16 protein-coding genes and 1 pseudogene are annotated in these 15,538 nt (G+C 66.0%); 3 read left to right on the top strand and 14 right to left on the bottom strand.

Annotated features, from left to right (window positions below):
• The 6 genes and pseudogenes from AWB66_RS27620 to AWB66_RS27595 form a co-directional block, all read right to left on the bottom strand.
• Window positions 1-494: pseudogene (locus AWB66_RS27620) on the bottom strand (hypothetical protein); the annotation flags it as partial.
• Window positions 491-940 (bottom strand): DUF2844 domain-containing protein, encoded by a 450-nt coding sequence (locus AWB66_RS27615; RefSeq protein ID WP_087633259.1) that lies wholly within the window; start codon window positions 938-940, stop codon window positions 491-493. The gene AWB66_RS27615 and the pseudogene AWB66_RS27620, both read right to left, overlap by 4 nt.
• Before the next feature lie 186 nt (window positions 941-1,126).
• Entirely contained in the window at window positions 1,127-1,654 is a 528-nt protein-coding gene (locus tag AWB66_RS27610; RefSeq protein WP_087633258.1) for a chromate transporter, read from the bottom strand.
• Window positions 1,651-2,208: a chromate transporter gene (locus AWB66_RS27605; protein ID WP_087633257.1), complete on the bottom strand. Its 558-nt coding sequence runs from the start codon at window positions 2,206-2,208 to the stop codon at window positions 1,651-1,653. The genes AWB66_RS27610 and AWB66_RS27605 overlap by 4 nt, the downstream gene beginning before the upstream one ends.
• Before the next feature lie 80 nt (window positions 2,209-2,288).
• Window positions 2,289-3,230, bottom strand: a complete 942-nt coding sequence (gene panE, locus AWB66_RS27600) for a 2-dehydropantoate 2-reductase (RefSeq protein ID WP_087633256.1) — start codon at window positions 3,228-3,230, stop codon at window positions 2,289-2,291.
• Window positions 3,231-3,263: 33 nt separating this feature from the next.
• Window positions 3,264-3,605: a hypothetical protein gene (locus AWB66_RS27595; protein WP_087633255.1), complete on the bottom strand. Its 342-nt coding sequence runs from the start codon at window positions 3,603-3,605 to the stop codon at window positions 3,264-3,266.
• 343 nt (window positions 3,606-3,948) lie between these two features.
• Between AWB66_RS27595 and gndA the strand changes: the two genes are divergently transcribed.
• Window positions 3,949-5,355: an NADP-dependent phosphogluconate dehydrogenase gene (gene gndA / locus AWB66_RS27590; RefSeq protein ID WP_087633254.1), complete on the top strand. Its 1,407-nt coding sequence runs from the start codon at window positions 3,949-3,951 to the stop codon at window positions 5,353-5,355.
• 54 nt (window positions 5,356-5,409) lie between these two features.
• On the opposite strand, the gene AWB66_RS27585 is transcribed toward gndA, so the two are convergent.
• From AWB66_RS27585 to AWB66_RS27560, 6 genes are all read right to left on the bottom strand, one after another.
• The gene (locus AWB66_RS27585) at window positions 5,410-6,534 is read right to left on the bottom strand and encodes a Gfo/Idh/MocA family protein (RefSeq protein ID WP_235021258.1); all 1,125 of its coding nucleotides are present in this window, start codon (window positions 6,532-6,534) and stop codon (window positions 5,410-5,412) included.
• Window positions 6,531-7,592 (bottom strand): sugar phosphate isomerase/epimerase family protein, encoded by a 1,062-nt coding sequence (locus tag AWB66_RS27580; RefSeq protein WP_087633253.1) that lies wholly within the window; start codon window positions 7,590-7,592, stop codon window positions 6,531-6,533. Before AWB66_RS27580 ends, AWB66_RS27585 begins: the two co-directional genes overlap by 4 nt.
• A gap of 64 nt (window positions 7,593-7,656) precedes the next feature.
• Window positions 7,657-8,619 carry a substrate-binding domain-containing protein gene (locus AWB66_RS27575; protein ID WP_087633252.1) on the bottom strand — a complete coding sequence of 321 codons (963 nt, stop codon included), beginning with the start codon at window positions 8,617-8,619 and terminating at the stop codon, window positions 7,657-7,659.
• Between the two features lie 88 nt (window positions 8,620-8,707).
• A complete protein-coding gene (locus AWB66_RS27570) occupies window positions 8,708-9,724 on the bottom strand; it encodes an ABC transporter permease (protein WP_087633251.1) in 1,017 nt (338 codons plus the stop codon).
• On the bottom strand, window positions 9,705-11,201 hold the full coding sequence (locus AWB66_RS27565; protein ID WP_087633250.1) for a sugar ABC transporter ATP-binding protein: 1,497 nt from the start codon (window positions 11,199-11,201) through the stop codon (window positions 9,705-9,707). The genes AWB66_RS27570 and AWB66_RS27565 overlap by 20 nt, the downstream gene beginning before the upstream one ends.
• Window position 11,202: 1 nt before the next feature.
• Window positions 11,203-12,228: a LacI family DNA-binding transcriptional regulator gene (locus AWB66_RS27560; protein ID WP_200819077.1), complete on the bottom strand. Its 1,026-nt coding sequence runs from the start codon at window positions 12,226-12,228 to the stop codon at window positions 11,203-11,205.
• Between the two features lie 202 nt (window positions 12,229-12,430).
• Between AWB66_RS27560 and AWB66_RS27555 the strand changes: the two genes are divergently transcribed.
• Window positions 12,431-12,844, top strand: a complete 414-nt coding sequence (locus tag AWB66_RS27555) for a YciI family protein (RefSeq protein WP_087633249.1) — start codon at window positions 12,431-12,433, stop codon at window positions 12,842-12,844.
• 18 nt (window positions 12,845-12,862) lie between these two features.
• Here AWB66_RS27555 and AWB66_RS27550 read toward each other — a convergent pair whose 3' ends face one another.
• Entirely contained in the window at window positions 12,863-13,570 is a 708-nt protein-coding gene (locus tag AWB66_RS27550) for an SDR family oxidoreductase (protein ID WP_087633248.1), read from the bottom strand.
• Window positions 13,571-13,650: 80 nt separating this feature from the next.
• Window positions 13,651-14,103 carry a MarR family winged helix-turn-helix transcriptional regulator gene (locus tag AWB66_RS27545; protein ID WP_087633247.1) on the bottom strand — a complete coding sequence of 151 codons (453 nt, stop codon included), beginning with the start codon at window positions 14,101-14,103 and terminating at the stop codon, window positions 13,651-13,653.
• A gap of 274 nt (window positions 14,104-14,377) precedes the next feature.
• Between AWB66_RS27545 and AWB66_RS27540 the strand changes: the two genes are divergently transcribed.
• Window positions 14,378-15,535, top strand: a complete 1,158-nt coding sequence (locus AWB66_RS27540) for a branched-chain amino acid ABC transporter substrate-binding protein (RefSeq protein WP_087633246.1) — start codon at window positions 14,378-14,380, stop codon at window positions 15,533-15,535.
• Window positions 15,536-15,538 lie beyond the last annotated feature (3 nt).

Below are 15,538 nucleotides of genomic sequence, written 5' to 3'. Positions count from 1 at the left end.
GTGTTCGGGCCACCCGTCGTGGTCGTGGTCGGGCCGCCGGTCGTGTTCGGGCCACCCGTCGTGGTCGTGGTCGGGCCGCCGGTCGTGTTCGGGCCACCCGTCGTGGTCGTGGTCGGGCCACCCGTCTCGACGACGCCGGCCAACGTGCTGCCGCTGCCGTTCGCGGCGCCATTAGTCACCGTCGACGTGGCGCCGCCCGAACCGCCATTCTGGTTCGCACCGCCTGACGAGTTCCCGGTCGATGTCCCGCTCGACGTTCCATTTGTCGATCCGCCCGTGTTGGCGCCGTTGAGCTTGGAGGCCCCGTCGCCGTTTGCACCGGCGCTCGATGCAGCCGTGTCGGGCTTCGCCGCCGTGTCCGCATCGCTTCCGCCTCCGCCCCCGCCGCACGCCGACAACACCAGACTGCTGCACATCACCGCCGCAGCCAGCCACGCGCCCCGCGCACGCAGGCCGCCGAACGCCCGCGCTCCAATCTTCGAATCGTTGTTCATTGCAGCGCTCCCGCGTCGACGTTGGCCGGGACAAGCCGCGGCACATAGGCCCTTCCGGAAACATCGCCGGCGTGCCCCGACGACTGCAGCACCAGCGCGCCGCTTCGCTCGAAGCGCGACGCGGTGCCGAGCGAGTGCCCTGCGTTCGATCGAGTCGCGAAATTCGGAAAATAGCTGCCCAGCAGTTCGCGCATGTCGGGCCGCACCGGACCGCTCCACGTCACCGCAAAGACGACATTCGACGGCAGGACGTACTCGCGAACGGTCAGCCCGTAAGTCGTCGTCGATTCGCGGACGGTGTAGCTGCTGGCGGGGGGGCTGGACGCATCGAGCGAGCGGGTCGCGAGGCGCGGCGCGGTGGGCAGGCTCGGCGCCTGTCCGAGCGTGGCGTGTGCGAGAGCGGGCAATAGCGCGACGCTCAGTAGTGCGGCATGGACGATTCTCATGCTGGGGCTCCGGAAACTGGGGCGCCATAGTCGCACGGCTTTTTTTGGGATAGCTTAACAAACTGTCGACGCGCCCCTTCGCGAGTCGATGTGAATCGCCGCCCACACGGCTGCTGAAGGCAGAGCGGACGCGACGTTGCCCGCGCGCGCCGCCCTAAAATCAGACTAGTCTTATCCGGAAACCGCTCACTGCCCGAATCCCGTCAATCCGACGAGACTCCCCGCCGCCAGCAGCCACAGCGGATGCAGTTTCGTCCTATATGACAGCACCGCGACGGCCGCCGTGATCGCGCCGAGCATCCACGTCGTATCGGACGCTTCCGCGATCAGCGCCGCGCTCGCCGCGACGAGGCCCGCCGTCATCGGCACGAGCCCGGACTGGATGTAGCGCCGCCACGGCCGGTCCTTGAAGCGCTCCCACGCGTGCATCGCGGCGATCGTCACGAGCGACGACGGCCCGAACTTCGCGATCGACGTCACGATCACGCCCGGCCAGCCCGCGACGTGCCATCCGATCAGCGTGACGACCATCATGTTCGGCCCGGGCGCCGCCTGCGCGAGCGCGAAGAGCGCCGAGAAATCGGCCTTCGACATCCACTGATGCACGTCGACGACCTGTCGCTGCATCTCCGGCAGAATCGAATTGCCGCCGCCGAACGCGAGCAGCGAAAGCTGGCTGAAAATCGCGGCGAGCGAAACGAGAACGTGGTTCATCGGCCCGCCTTCCGCGCGACGAGGACGGAAACCGGCGTGACGACGAGCATCGTCGGCAGGAGCGGGAAGCGCAGCAGCGCGATGGCGACGAACGCCAGCGCGGCGATCAGCGCCATCTCGGGCTTCTTGCGCAGCGGCCACGCGATCTTGACCGCCATCGCGACGAGGAGCCCGGCGGCCGCGGCCGCGAGTCCGGCAAAGAGATGCGCGACGCGCGGGTCCTCATGCGTGCGCTGGTATACGACGCCGAGCGCGATCACGATCAGCGACGGCCCGACGATCAGCCCGAGCAGCCCCGCGAGCGCGCCCGGCACGCCGCGAAAGCGCATGCCGATCGCAACCGAGAGGTTGATCACGTTGCCGCCCGGCAGGAACTGGCAGAGGCCGAGGAGTTCGGTGAACTCGTCGGGCGCGAGCCACTTGCGGCGCTCGACGATCTCGCGGCGCGCGAGCGGCAAGGCGCCGCCGAAAGCGGTCAGGCCGAGCGTGAGGAAGCCGGTGAAGATCTGCGCAACGGTGGGAACGGGCGCGCGAGGACTCGGATCGGGCGGCATGTGCAAACGGTCTGGGGAAAAGCCGCCAGCGTAACGCGTAACCCTTGCGCTTTCCAGACGGCGCGCAGCAACCCGCCGTGTCAGCCTGCGGCTTGGCCCGCGCGCGCGCGCCGCGCTTCGTATGCCTTCAGATGCGTGTAGGCAACCGCCAGCAGCGACACCCCGTCGTGCTTCGTCGTGCGCCGCGCCAGCAGATCGCCGACGATATGATCCGCTTCGATCGCCGCATTGTTTTCCAGGTCACGCAGCATGGACGCCGTCAGGAGCGAGCCGCGCTCCGTGAACATCGCGCGTGCGCGCGCGGCGGTTTGATCGCCCGGACGATGGCCCTGATCGGCCGCGACCGCGCTGCATTCGTCGAAGAGACCGAGCAGCAGCGCCTCGCCGCCCGGCGCCGCGAGAATATCGCCGATCGGCGCGCGCATCAGGCACGTACCCGCCGCGAGGGTCGCGAGGAACACCCACTTTTCCCACATCGACTGGAGGATGTCGTCGCTTACTTGCAGGTCAAACCCGGCGCCGCCCAATTCGGCGGCGATCCGTTCGATGCGCTCAGTGCGTCCGCCCGCGCGTTCGCCGATCGTCATCGAATGCAGCTGATTCAGGTGGACGATTTCGCCCTCGGCGTCGAGCGTCGCGGCGATCACGCACTGGCCGCCCAGCACCCGGTCCGCGCCGAAGCGCGCTTCGAGCACGTCGAGATGGCGCATGCCGTTCAGAAGCGGCAACACGACCGTGTCCGGCCCGACCGCGCCCGCGAACGACTCGATCGCGCCGTCCAGGTCGTAGGCCTTGCAACTCAGCAGCACGAGATCGAAAGGCTCGGTCACGTCCTTCGCGAGGATCGTCGGCGGGCATTCCAGCGCCAGATCGCCGTGCGGGCTCCTCAGCTTGAGGCCGCATTGCCTGAGCCGCTCGGCGCGACGCTCGCGCACGAGGAAGGTCACGTCCCTGCCCGCGTCGAGCAGCCGTCCGCCGAAATAGCCGCCGATCGCCCCCGCGCCCACCACCAGAATCCGCATGTCCCGCTCCTGTCCCATGTTGTGTTCAATGTGTCACGCCTGCCAGACGCCGTATCCGGCTTCCCGCAGACCGATCGCCAGTTCGACTTCCATCTCGCGCGCGCCGTCGTAGGGCATCGGGTTGTAGACGTCGTACAGATGCGGCAGCAGCCGCAGCCCGAAATCCCGCACGTAGCGGTTCGACTGGATGCCGGCCTTGTGCTTGTCGAAGCGCACGTCCGGGTCGATGCCCGTCATGCCGACGTAGACGAACGGCTTGCCCAGCCGGTAGTCCGGATTCGCCCGGCGAAAGCGCGCTTCGTTCCAGACGGAATCGGACAATTCGATCACGTAGACGAAGTAATGATGGCGGCGCGGCTTTCGGGCAAGCGTCATGCGCGGTTCAAGGGCACGGGCGACGGGCGTTCATTCTAGACCGGCCGCGCGGCGCACGCCGGATCGGCGCGCGCGGCCGTCCGGACGGCGCGGCGTCCCAGCCAGACGCGTGCCGAAGTGGTAATCTCGGGTCCGTCTGCGCTCGCGCGGCACCGTGACGCGCCCGGGCATCGCACCGCAACTTTCGGCGCGCTCCGCCGCCCGCCGAAAGAAACGCACGATGCGATGCGGCAGAAAACCGCGAGCGCCGCCCAACCGACACAACCCGACACAACCCGACAACATTCACCCCGCGCGCTGTCCGTCACGAGCAGCCAGCGCGCCGGTCATCCGGAGAGAAAGCATGAGCAAGCAAGCAATCGGCGTAGTGGGACTCGCCGTCATGGGACGCAACCTGGCGCTGAACATCGAAAGCCGCGGGCACGCGGTCTCGGTGTACAACCGCAGCCGCGAGAAAACCGACGAACTGATCGCCGAGCATCCCGACAAGAAGCTCGTGCCGGCCTACACGCTGGAAGAATTCGTCGAATCGCTGGAAACGCCGCGCCGCATTCTGCTGATGGTGAAAGCAGGCGCCGGCACCGACGCCACCATCGACGCGCTGCGCCCGCTTCTGCAAAAAGGCGACATCCTGATCGACGGCGGCAACACGCATTTCACCGACACCATCCGCCGCAACCAGGACCTCGCGAAGTCGGGGCTGCATTTCATCGGCACGGGCGTGTCGGGCGGCGAGGAAGGCGCGCTGAAGGGCCCGTCGATCATGCCGGGCGGCCAGCGCGAAGCCTACGACCTCGTCGCACCGATCCTCACCGAAATCGCCGCGAAGGCGCCGGACGGCGAGCCGTGCGTCGCGTACATGGGACCGGACGGCGCGGGCCACTTCGTGAAGATGGTGCACAACGGCATCGAATACGGCGACATGCAACTCATCGCCGAGAGCTACGACGTGATGAAGCGCGTCGCGGGCCTGTCGAATGAGGAACTGGGCAAGGTCTACACCGAGTGGAACGAGGGTGAACTGGATAGTTACCTGATCGAGATCACGTCGAAGATCTTCTCGAAGAAGGACGAGGAAACCGGCAAGGATCTCGTCGACGTGATCCTCGATCGCGCGGCGCAAAAGGGCACGGGCAAATGGACGAGCCAGAACGCGCTCGACCTCGGCGCGCCGCTGCCGCTCATCACGGAAGCGGTGTTCGCGCGCGTGCTGTCGTCGCTGAAGGATCAGCGCGTCGCGGCGAGCAAGCAGTTGAGCGGACCGTCGCCGAAGTTCGACGGCGACCGCGAAGCGTTCATCGAATCGGTGCGGCGCGCGCTTTATCTGAGCAAGATCGTTTCGTATGCGCAAGGGTTCGCGCAGTTGCGCGCGGCGTCGGACGAATACAAGTGGAACCTGCATTACGGTGAGATCGCGAAGATCTTCCGCGCGGGCTGCATCATCCGCGCGCGCTTTTTGCAGAAGATCACCGACGCCTACACGAAGGACGAAGGCATCGCGAACCTGCTGCTCGACCCGTATTTCGCGGACATCGCCGCGAAGTACCAGGACGCGCTGCGCGACGTGGTGACCGCCGCGATCAAGGCGGGCGTGCCGGTTCCCGCGTTCTCGTCGGCGGTCGCTTATTTCGATGCGTATCGCTCGGAGCGGCTGCCCGCGAATCTCGTGCAGGCGCAGCGCGACTTCTTCGGCGCGCATACGTTCGAACGTGTCGACAAAGCGGGAAGTTTCCACGCCGACTGGTCGTGATTCGCGTGACTGAGTGAGCAGGAAGGGGCGGTCCCGTTGCGGGACCGCCCTTTTTCATTCGATCGTCACCCACGCCGCATTCGCCCGGCTGCTCGTCAGCACCGCGTCGATGAAACGCAGCCCCGCGACGCCGTCGTCGACGGTGGTCAGCCAGCCGTCGCCTTGCGTCGCGCCTTGCTCGATGCACGACGCCGCATCGGTATAAAGCTGCGCGAACGCTTCCAGATAACCTTCGGGATGCCCGGCCGGGACGCGCGTCGCGTGCAGCGCTTCCGCGCTTTGCACGCGACCGCGCGTGATCCGTTCCGACGCGCCGCCGAGCGGCGTGATCCACAGTTCGTTCGGGTTCTGCTGATCGAAGGCGAGCCCCGCCTTCGTCCCGTAGACGCGCAGCCGCAGCGCGTTCTCCTCGCCCGCCGCGACCTGGCTCGCCCACAGCATGCCGCGCGCGCCGTTCGCATAACGCAGCATCGCCTGCACGTGATCGTCGATCGGGCGGTTCGGCACGAACGTCGCCACTTCCGCCGATACTTCCGACGGCCGCATTCCCGTCACGTACTCGGCGAGCTGATACGCGTGCGTGCCGATGTCGCCGAGACAGCCGGCCGGGCCCGCCAGCGCCGGATCGGTGCGCCACGCCGCCTGCCGGTTCGACTGATGCTCGACGGGCAGCGACAGCCAGTCCTGCGCATACTCGACGTTCACGAGGCGCACGTCGCCGAGCGCGCCCGCCTGCACGAGCGCGCGCGCGTGACGCACGAGCGGATAGCCCGTGTACGTGTAGGTGACCGCGAACACGAGCCCCTTCTCGCGCGCGAGACGGGCCAACGCCTCGCCCTCGTCGAGCGACACGGCGAGCGGCTTGTCGCAGATCACATGAATGCCGGCTTCGAGAAACGCCGTCGCGATGCGCGCATGCAGATGATTCGGCGTGACGATCGCGACCGCATCGATGCCGTCTTCGCGCGCGGCTTCCGTCCTCGCCATCTCGCGGAAGTCGGCGTAGCTGCGCGCGATGCCGATCGCCGCCGCGCTAGACGCCGCGCGCTGCGGGTCCGACGACAACGCGCCCGCCACGAGTTCGAAGCGGTCGTCGATACGCGCCGCGATCCGGTGCACCGCGCCGATGAACGCGCCCTCGCCGCCGCCGACCATCCCGAGCCGCAGACGCCGCGTCATGACCGTTCTCCGATGCCGAGCACGCCGCGCAACTGCTCGCGGTTCGCGCCGCTGCCGGCGAAGTCGTCGAAGGCGCGCTCGGCCACGCGGATGATGTGATCGCGGATGAAGACCGCACCTTCGCGCGCGCCGTCTTCGGGATGCTTCAGCGCGCATTCCCATTCGAGCACGGCCCAGCCGGGAAAGTCGTATTGCGCCATCTTCGAGAAGATTGCCTTGAAGTCGATCTGGCCGTCACCGAGCGACCGAAAGCGCCCCGCGCGCTCGACCCAACCCGAATAACCGCCGTAGACGCCCTGTCTTCCATCGGGACGAAACTCCGCGTCCTTCACATGAAACGCCTTGATGCGCTCGTGATAGATGTCGATGAATTGCAGGTAGTCGAGTTGCTGCAACACGTAATGACTCGGATCGAACAGGATGTTCGCGCGCGGATGATTGCCGACCGCTTCCAGAAAGCGCTCGAACGTCACGCCGTCGTGCAGGTCTTCGCCCGGATGCAGCTCGTAGCAGACATCGACGCCCGCTTCGTCGAACGCATCGAGAATGGGACGCCAGCGCGCGGCGAGTTCCTCGAACGCCGCTTCGACGAGACCCGCCGGGCGCTGCGGCCACGGATAGAAATACGGCCACGCGAGCGCACCCGAAAACGACACATGCGCCGACAATCCGAGCCGCCGCGAAGCCGCCGCCGCGTGCTTCATCTGCGCGATGGCCCACTCGGTGCGCGCCGCCGGATTGCCGCGCACATGCGGCGCGGCGAAGCCGTCGAAGAGCGTGTCGTAGGCCGGATGCACCGCGACGAGTTGCCCCTGAAGATGCGTCGACAATTCGGTGATGCACACGCCCGCGTCGCTCACGGTCTGGCGCAACTCGTCGCAATAGGCATCGCTCGTCGCGGCTTTTTCCAGGTCGATCAGGCGCGGATCGGCGGGCACCTGGATGCCCTCGTAACCCAGCCCCTTCGCCCATTGCGCGAGATGCGCGAGGTTGTCGAAGGGCAACTCGTCGCCGAGAAACTGCGCGAGAAAAATCGCCGGGCCTTTGATGGTTTTCATGTCGCTCGCTCCATGAACGCTCGCGCGTTCGCCATCGAACGCACGCGACGCGAAACAGGCAAACTCAGAACGGCGAGTTCGGATAGTAGAACTGCTTCGCGTTGTCCTTCGTGATCAGCACCGAGGGGATGATCGTCGTCGGCGGCAGCTTGTCGCCTTTCAGGCGCGCTTCGGCCGTCAGCTTGATCGCGTCGTAGATGAACTTCGGCGAGTACGAGACATCGGCCTTCACGCGCGGATCGCCGTCCATGATGCGCTTCACCGCCTCCTTCGACCCCGCGCCGCCGAACACTTCCTTGATGTCCGTGCGCTTCGCCTGATCGATCGCCTTCAGCACGCCGATCATCATGTCGTCGTCGGCGGCCCAGACGGCGTCGATGTGCTTGAAGCGCGTGAGGTAATCCTGCATCACCTTGAAGGCATCGTCGCGATTCCAGTTTGCGTACTTCGCGTCAAGAATCTTGATGTCCGGATGCTGTTTCATCACGGATTCGAACGCGGCCCAGCGCTCGTTGTCGAGCGTCGTCGGAATGCCGCGCAAGGCCACGATGTCGCCCTTGCCGTTGAGCGTCTTCGCCAGATATTCTGCCGGCAGCTTGCCGAACGCCGTGTTGTCGCCGGCGACATAGGCATCCTGCGCGCTCGTGTCGGTCAGCCCGCGATCGACCACTGTCACGTACACGCCTTTCTTCTTCACTTGCGCAACCGGTTGCGTGAGCGACGCCGATTCGAACGGGAAGATCACGAGCGCGTTGATCTTGTTGACGGTGACCAGATCCTGCAACTGGTTCGCCTGCTCGGGCGCGCCGCCCGCCGTCTTCACGATCACCTTCAGGTCGGGATGCGCCTTCTCCAGTTCCTTCTTCGCTTCATTCGCCCACCAGACGATGCCGCCCGTAAAGCCGTGCGTCGCCGTGGGAATCGCGACACCGAGGATGACCTTGTCGGCGGCGAACGCGGACGAGGTCGCGGCGAGCGCGCTCGTCGCGAGGGTCAGGGCGCCGAGCGCGCGAAGCATTTTTTTCATGGTGATGTCTCCAGATTTTCAGCACGCATCGCGCGCCCGGTTGGTTGTCGATTAGTTCGGTTCACTGCCAAAACGCTCAACGACGCGATCAACGACGTCCACGCTGCAGGAAAGCCACGAAGATGATCACGGCGCCCTGCACCGCCGCGTTCAGATACACGCTGATGATGCTCGTGAGATTGAGGATGTTGCTGATGACCGAAAGCAAGATCGCGCCAATCACCGTGCCGATCACGCGCCCTTCGCCGCCCTTGAGCGCCGTCCCGCCGACGACCACGGCCGCGATCGCCTCCAGTTCCCACAGAAGGCCCGTGGTCGGCGTGGCCGAGCCGAGGCGCGGCACGTAGAGGACCGTCGCGACGCCGACGCACAGTCCGAGCAGCACGTAAGTCGCGATCTTCACTTGATCGACGCGGATCGCCGCATACCGCGCGACCTGTTCGTTCGAGCCGATTGCCTGCACATGACGCCCGAACACCGTGCGGTTGAGCAGCAGCGTGCCGCCCGCCGCGACGATCAGGAAGACCCAGATCGGCACCGGCACGCCGAAGAGGCTCGCGTAGTAGACGGGGCCGTATAGATCGGCGAGCGAATTGTCGAGCGTGAGCGCGCCGCCGTCGGCAAGCCATGTGAGCAGCGCGCGAAACATGCCGAGCGTGCCGAGCGTCACGATGAACGGTTCGATGCGTCCCTTGGTCACGAGCAAACCATGCGCGAGACCGAAAAGACCCCCTAAAACAAGGGCTAAAACGATGCCGAGCATCACGATCGTGAGTGGCGCGAACGTGTGTCCGCCCACGCCGTCCTTGAGGCCGTTCATCAGCCAGATCATCGTGCCCGCGATCAGCGCGGCCATCGAACCGACCGAGAGATCAATGCCGCCCGAGATGATGACGAACGTCATGCCCACCGCGATGATGCCGATGAACGAGGTGCGCGTGAGCACGTTCATCGCGTTGTCGAGCGTGGCGAAATCGCCGTTGAGCAAGGTGCCGCCGATGCACAGCGCGATCAGCCCGAGGAGCGGCCCGATGCCGTGCAGCCGTCGCACGAAGCCGCCGACGCGGCTCGTTCGTTCGGCGTCTTCAGTGTGTGCCGGTCGCATGCGCGATCAACCTCTCTTCGGTCAGATGTTCGATGTCGAGCGTCGCGACGAGCTCGCCCGCGCGCATCACCGCGACGCGATGACACAAGCCGATCAGCTCGATCAGCTCGGACGAGATCACGATCACCGCGCGGCCTTCCGCGGCGAGCCGGTGGATCAGGAAATAGATGTCGCGCTTCGCCCCGACATCGACGCCACGCGTCGGCTCGTCGAGCACGATCACGCGCGGGTCGGGATGCAGGAACTTCGCGAGCGCGAGCTTTTGCTGGTTGCCGCCCGACAGCATGCGCGCGCGGCTCGCGAGACTGCCCGTGCGAATGCCGAAATCGCCGACGGCCTGCTTCAGCGCCTGCCGCTCCGCCGCGCCGTCGACGAACGGATGCGCATAGCGTTCGAGCGTCATCAGCGTGAGGTTGTCCTTGAGCGACATGTCGACATGCAGCCCGCGCCCCTTGCGGTCTTCGCTCAGATACGTGAGGCCGAGCTTCATCGCGTCGCGCGGATCGCGCGGGCGGGCCGCCGCGAGCGCTTGACCGTCGAGCGAGATGCGTCCGGCGGTACGCACGCGCACGCCGATCAGCGATTCGAACAGTTCCGTGCGCCCCGCACCGACCAGTCCCGCGAAACCGAACACTTCGCCCGCGCGCACCGAGAAGCTCACGTTGCGCGCCCAGCCGGGCACGTAGACGCCCTGCACCTGCAACGCGACGGGCGCATCGTCGGCGAGCGCGGGCTTGTCCGGAAACATGTCCGACACTTCGCGGCCCACCATCAGGTTCGCCATCTGCTGACGCGTGACATCGACGGTCGGCGCGCGCGTCACGAAGCGGCCGTCGCGCATCACGATCACTTCGTCGGTCACGCGTTCCACTTCGTCGAGCTTGTGCGAGATATAAACGATCGTCACGCCGTCTTCCTTCAGCCGCGCCATCAGCTTGAAAAGACGCTGCGTTTCGGCGGGCGTGAGCGTCGCGGTCGGTTCGTCCATGATGAGCAGGCGCGCCTCGCGCAGCATCGCCTTCGCGATTTCGACCAGTTGCTTCTCCGCGACGATCAAATCGCGCACCTTCGTGTCCGGATGCTTGTTCAGGCCGACATCGGCGAGACGCGCGCGTGCGGCTTCGCGCATCGCGGCTTCGTCGAGCAGGAAGCGGCGCCGCTTCTCGTGGCCGAGGAACATGTTCTGCACGATGCTCAGGTGATCCGCGAGATTCAGTTCCTGGTGGATCAGCACGATACCGGCGGCCTCGGCATCGCGCGAACTGTCGAATGCGACCGGCACGCCTTGCACCGACACCGTGCCGCCGCTCGCGCGTTCGTAGCCCGCGAGGATCTTCATCAGCGTCGACTTGCCCGCGCCGTTCTCGCCGAGCAGCCCGTAGATGCGTCCGGGCGCGAGATCGAAGCTCACGCCATGCAGCACGCGCACCGGCCCGAACTGCTTCTCGATCGCATCGAAGCGCACGGCAAGGCTCATCTCACGCGCTCCTTCGCAGGATCAACTGATGCGGCAGCAGCACGCCGCCGACCTGCACCTTCGGTTCGCGCAGGCGCCGCAGCAGCAAGTGCGCGGCCGTCTCGCCCAGTTCCTGCATCGGTTGCGCGACCGTGGTGAGCGGCGGATCGATGTGCGCGGCCACGGCGATGTCGTCGAAGCCGACCACCGCGACGTCTTCCGGCACGCGCAGCGCCACGCCGCGCAAACCGTTGATCACGCCGATGGCGAGCGTGTCGGAGACGGCGAACACCGCGCTCGGGCGGTCCTCGCCGAGTGCGGCGAGCTGCCGCGCGGCGTCTTCGCCCGCCGTGTAGTCGAGACTGTCGAGTTCGATCTGCCACGCCGGAAGCGGATCGATGCCCGCGGCCTCTAGCGCATCGCGATAGCCCGCGAGACGCTGCCGCCCGTAGAGATAGCCGTGGCCCGAATTGATCAGCGCGATCTTGCGATGACCGCGCCCGATCAGATAGCGCACCACGTCCCCGGCGGCTGCATGGTTGTCGATGCCGACGAACGGCACGGCCGCCGCCGGATCGAACTCGCAGCACGCGACCCACGGCAGCGTCGACGCCTCTTCGGCGAGCGCCTTCTGCACGGCGGCCGGATCGAGGCAGATCGCGCCGTCGGCACGGCGGCCGCGCAGCAGGTCGAAATAGCTGCGCTCGCGCAGCGGGTCGGCGCCCGTATCGCAGAGCAGCATGAAGTAGCCGTTCTGGCGCGCGACGCTGTCGATGCCGCGCACGATCGCCGCATAGAACGGATTGCCGAAATCGGGGACCATCGTGAGCAGCAGGCGGCTCTCGGCCGTGCGCAGGTTGCGCGCGAGTTCGTTGATGCGATAGCCGCTTTCGGCCACGGCGGCGAGCACTTTTTCGCGCGTCGGCTGACGCACGTTCGTATGCCCGTTGAGCACGCGCGATACCGTCGCGACCGATACGCCCGCTCGCTCGGCGACATCGGCAATCGACACTTCCTCAATCGGTCGTGCGGTCTCGGACACGGTCATCGCGGCTCGGCGCAGATGGAAATGTAATGGATTACATTATTGGTTGTTGTGCGCTGCGTTCGCAAGACGAATCGGATAGGGACAAACGCTTAAGACGCCATTGCATGGATTGTGTCGATTCTGTGAAGCACCGGGCGTCGTAAGGTCGAGAGCGCGCTGTTTCGCCTTCGCGCCTTCGATCACAACGACAAGGAGCTTTCAAATGCGATTCATGATGCTGATGATTCCCCCCGGCTACGAAACCGCCGAACCCGGAACCATGCCGAGCGCGGACGCCGTCGCCGCCATGATGCGGTACAACGAGGAATTGCAAAAGGCCGGCGTGCTGCTCGCGCTCGACGGACTGCATCCGCCGTCGATGGGCGCGCGCGTTTCGTTCGAAGGCGGCAAGCCGCGCGTGACCGACGGACCGTTCGCGGAAGCGAAGGAAGTCGTCGGCGGATACTGGATGATCCAGGTGAAGTCGCGCGAGGAAGCGATTGAGTGGGCGAAGCGTTGCCCGGGATCGGGCAACGAAGTGATCGAAGTGCGGCAGGTGCAGGAATTCGCCGACTTCCCGCAGGACGTGCAAAAAGCGGCTGCCGGCTTTCCGGAGATGCAGCAAGGCAAGCAGTAACGCGGCGCGTTTGGCTCGTTAGCGCGGCACGCCGGTCAGGTAAATCGGCGTCTTCGTCGACAGCGATTCCTTCACCGCGCGGCCCGTATCGTCGACGACCACTTCTTCCTGGTCTTGCTCGATCGCCCGCAGCACTTCCCGCACGACGTGCTCGGGCGTGGTCTTCGGCGCGGTGACGCCAGCGGTCATGTCGGTGTCGATGTAGCCGGGATGCACGGCGACCACGAGCGTGCCCTGCTCGCGCAATTCCTGGCGCTGCACGTTGGTCACGGCCCACGCCGCCGACTTCGACACGCTGTACGCCCCACCCGACGGCAGCGCGACCCAGCTCAGCACCGACAACACGTTCACCACCGCGCCGCCGCCGTTGCGCTTCAGAACCGGCGCGAACGCCTGCGTGAGCGTGAGCGGCCCGATCACGTTGACTTCGAAGAGATCGCGCACACCTTGCGTCGAGGCCGGATCGATCAGGTCGCCACGCACCGTCGCGCCCGCGTTGTTGATTAGCACCTGCACGTCGGTGTAGCGCTCGGCGGCGGCCGCGACGTCGGCGGGATTCGTGACGTCGAGCCGGATCGCTTCGACGCCTTCGATCTTCACGCTGGCCGGATCGCGCGCGGCGGCGTAGACCTTCGCCGCTCCGGCTTCGACGAGCGACTTCGCGAATTGCTTGCGGAGGCCGCGATTGGCGCCGGTGACGAGTACCACTTTGCCTTTGATCTGCATCTGCTTCTCCAAAGTGTATATGCACTTTAATAATCGAAAAAAAGACCCGCGCCGACGCGGGTCCTGCGTTGCTTCCCGTTTCAACCCGCCGCAGTCAATTCAAACAGCGACTGGCGCAACTGCCGCGCGCGGTCCGGCCCGAACTTCTCCTCGAATTCGGCCTGCGCCGCCTGCCAGCACAGCGACGCCCGCGCGAGCGCTTCCTTGCCGGCGTCTGAGAGCCGCAAGCCGACCGCGCGCGTGCCCGACGACTGCGGCGCCGCTTCGACGATACCGTCGCGCTGCAACGGCTTGAGCGCGCGCACGAGCGTCGTGCGGTCCATCACCATCGCGTCGGCGAGATCGGCCATCTGGATGCCGGGACTGCGCCCGATCGCGGCCACCAGCGTGAACTGCGCGCCCGTGAGGCCCGCGCCGCTCAGATGGCGTTCGTACAATTGCGAGACGTAGCGCGCCGCCTGCCGGATCGCAAAGCAATTGCAATCCAGGTAGGTCGACTTGCGCGCGGTGAGAGGGGCTGAACTGGAAGTCATGAAGGCAGCTTAGTTGTGCATATGCACTTTGTCAAGCGAAGCCGGTTTGTCGCTCGGAAGCACGCGGTTCCGATATGTCCCCTATGCCGAAATCCGCATTCGCGGCGCGACGAAAAGCCAAGACGCACGGATTTTGGCTTCCTAAATTGCGAACTTGAGCGGGGAGCCGCGTTTGACGCGCGCAAAAAGACGCACCCGCATCGGTGCAAGCCCTTCTTGCGCCGACGAATCCGGCCGTGTTCCAGTCGATTGCCAACTAAAAGGAGAGGAAACCATGCGTGTTCGCCCGAGCTTGAAACCGCTTGCCGTGATGCTGGCCTGTGCCGGCGCCCTCACCGTCCTGCCGCTCGCGGCATCGGCGGAAGACTTGGCCGTCAAGATCGGCTTTGCCGCGCCGCTCACCGGCGCGAACGCGGGCTACGGCAAGGACTTGCAGAACGGCGTGCAACTGGCGCTCGACGAGGCCAACGCGAAGAACATCAAGATCGGCGGCAAGACGGCCAAATTCGAGATCGCCGCCGAAGACGATCAGGCCGACCCGCGCGTCGGCGTGCAGGCGGCTCAAAAGCTCGTCGACGATGGCGTCGCGGTCGTCGTCGGCCACTTCAACTCGGGCACGACGCTGCCCGCGTCGCGCGTGTACGAGAACGCCGGCATCCCGGTAATCGACCCGGCCGCGACCAATCCGACCATCACGACGCAAGGCTTCGCGAACGTCTTCACCGTGATTTCGAGCGACGCGCAGAACGCGGGCAACGCCGGCCTCTACGCGGTGACGACGACGAAGGCGAAGCGCATCGCGATCATCGACGACCGTACGGCCTTCGGCCAGGGCGAAGCCGACGAGTTCGAGAAGGCGGTGAAATCGAAGGGCGGGACGATCGTCGCGCGCGAGTTCAGCGACAACCAGACGGTCGATTTCAGCGCGCAGCTCACGCGCATCAAGGCGACGAACGCCGATCTGATCTTCTTCGGCGGACTCGACCGGCAGGCTGCGGCGGTCGTCAAGCGGATGAAGCAGCTGGGCATGAACGCGCAGTTCGTGGGCGGCGGCGGCGTGATGGACGCGGATTTCCTGAAGCTCGCGGGCGATCCGGCCGAGGGCGCGCAGGCGTGGGAATACGGCAGTCCGCTCGACAAGCTGCCGCACGGCAAGGCGTTCGACGACAAGTTCAAGAAGCGCTTCGGCGTGGCGATTCTCTCCTACGCGCCGTTCGGCTACGACGCCGCGTGGGCCGCGATCCACGCGATGCAGAAGGCGAATTCGACCGATCCGAAGGTGTATCGGCCGGTGCTGAAGAAGATTTCGTTCGACGGCATCACCGGCCCGATCGCCTTCGACGACAACGGCGCGCTGAAGAACGCGTCGTCGACGCTGTATCAGGTCAAAAACGGCGCGTGGGTGTCGATCGTCACGAAGAGCGGGATGTAAGCG

Origin of the sequence: Caballeronia telluris, from assembly GCF_001544495.1 — a bacterium.
GTDB lineage: Bacteria > Pseudomonadota > Gammaproteobacteria > Burkholderiales > Burkholderiaceae > Caballeronia > Caballeronia telluris.
This window is presented reverse-complemented; position numbering and strand designations above follow the sequence as displayed.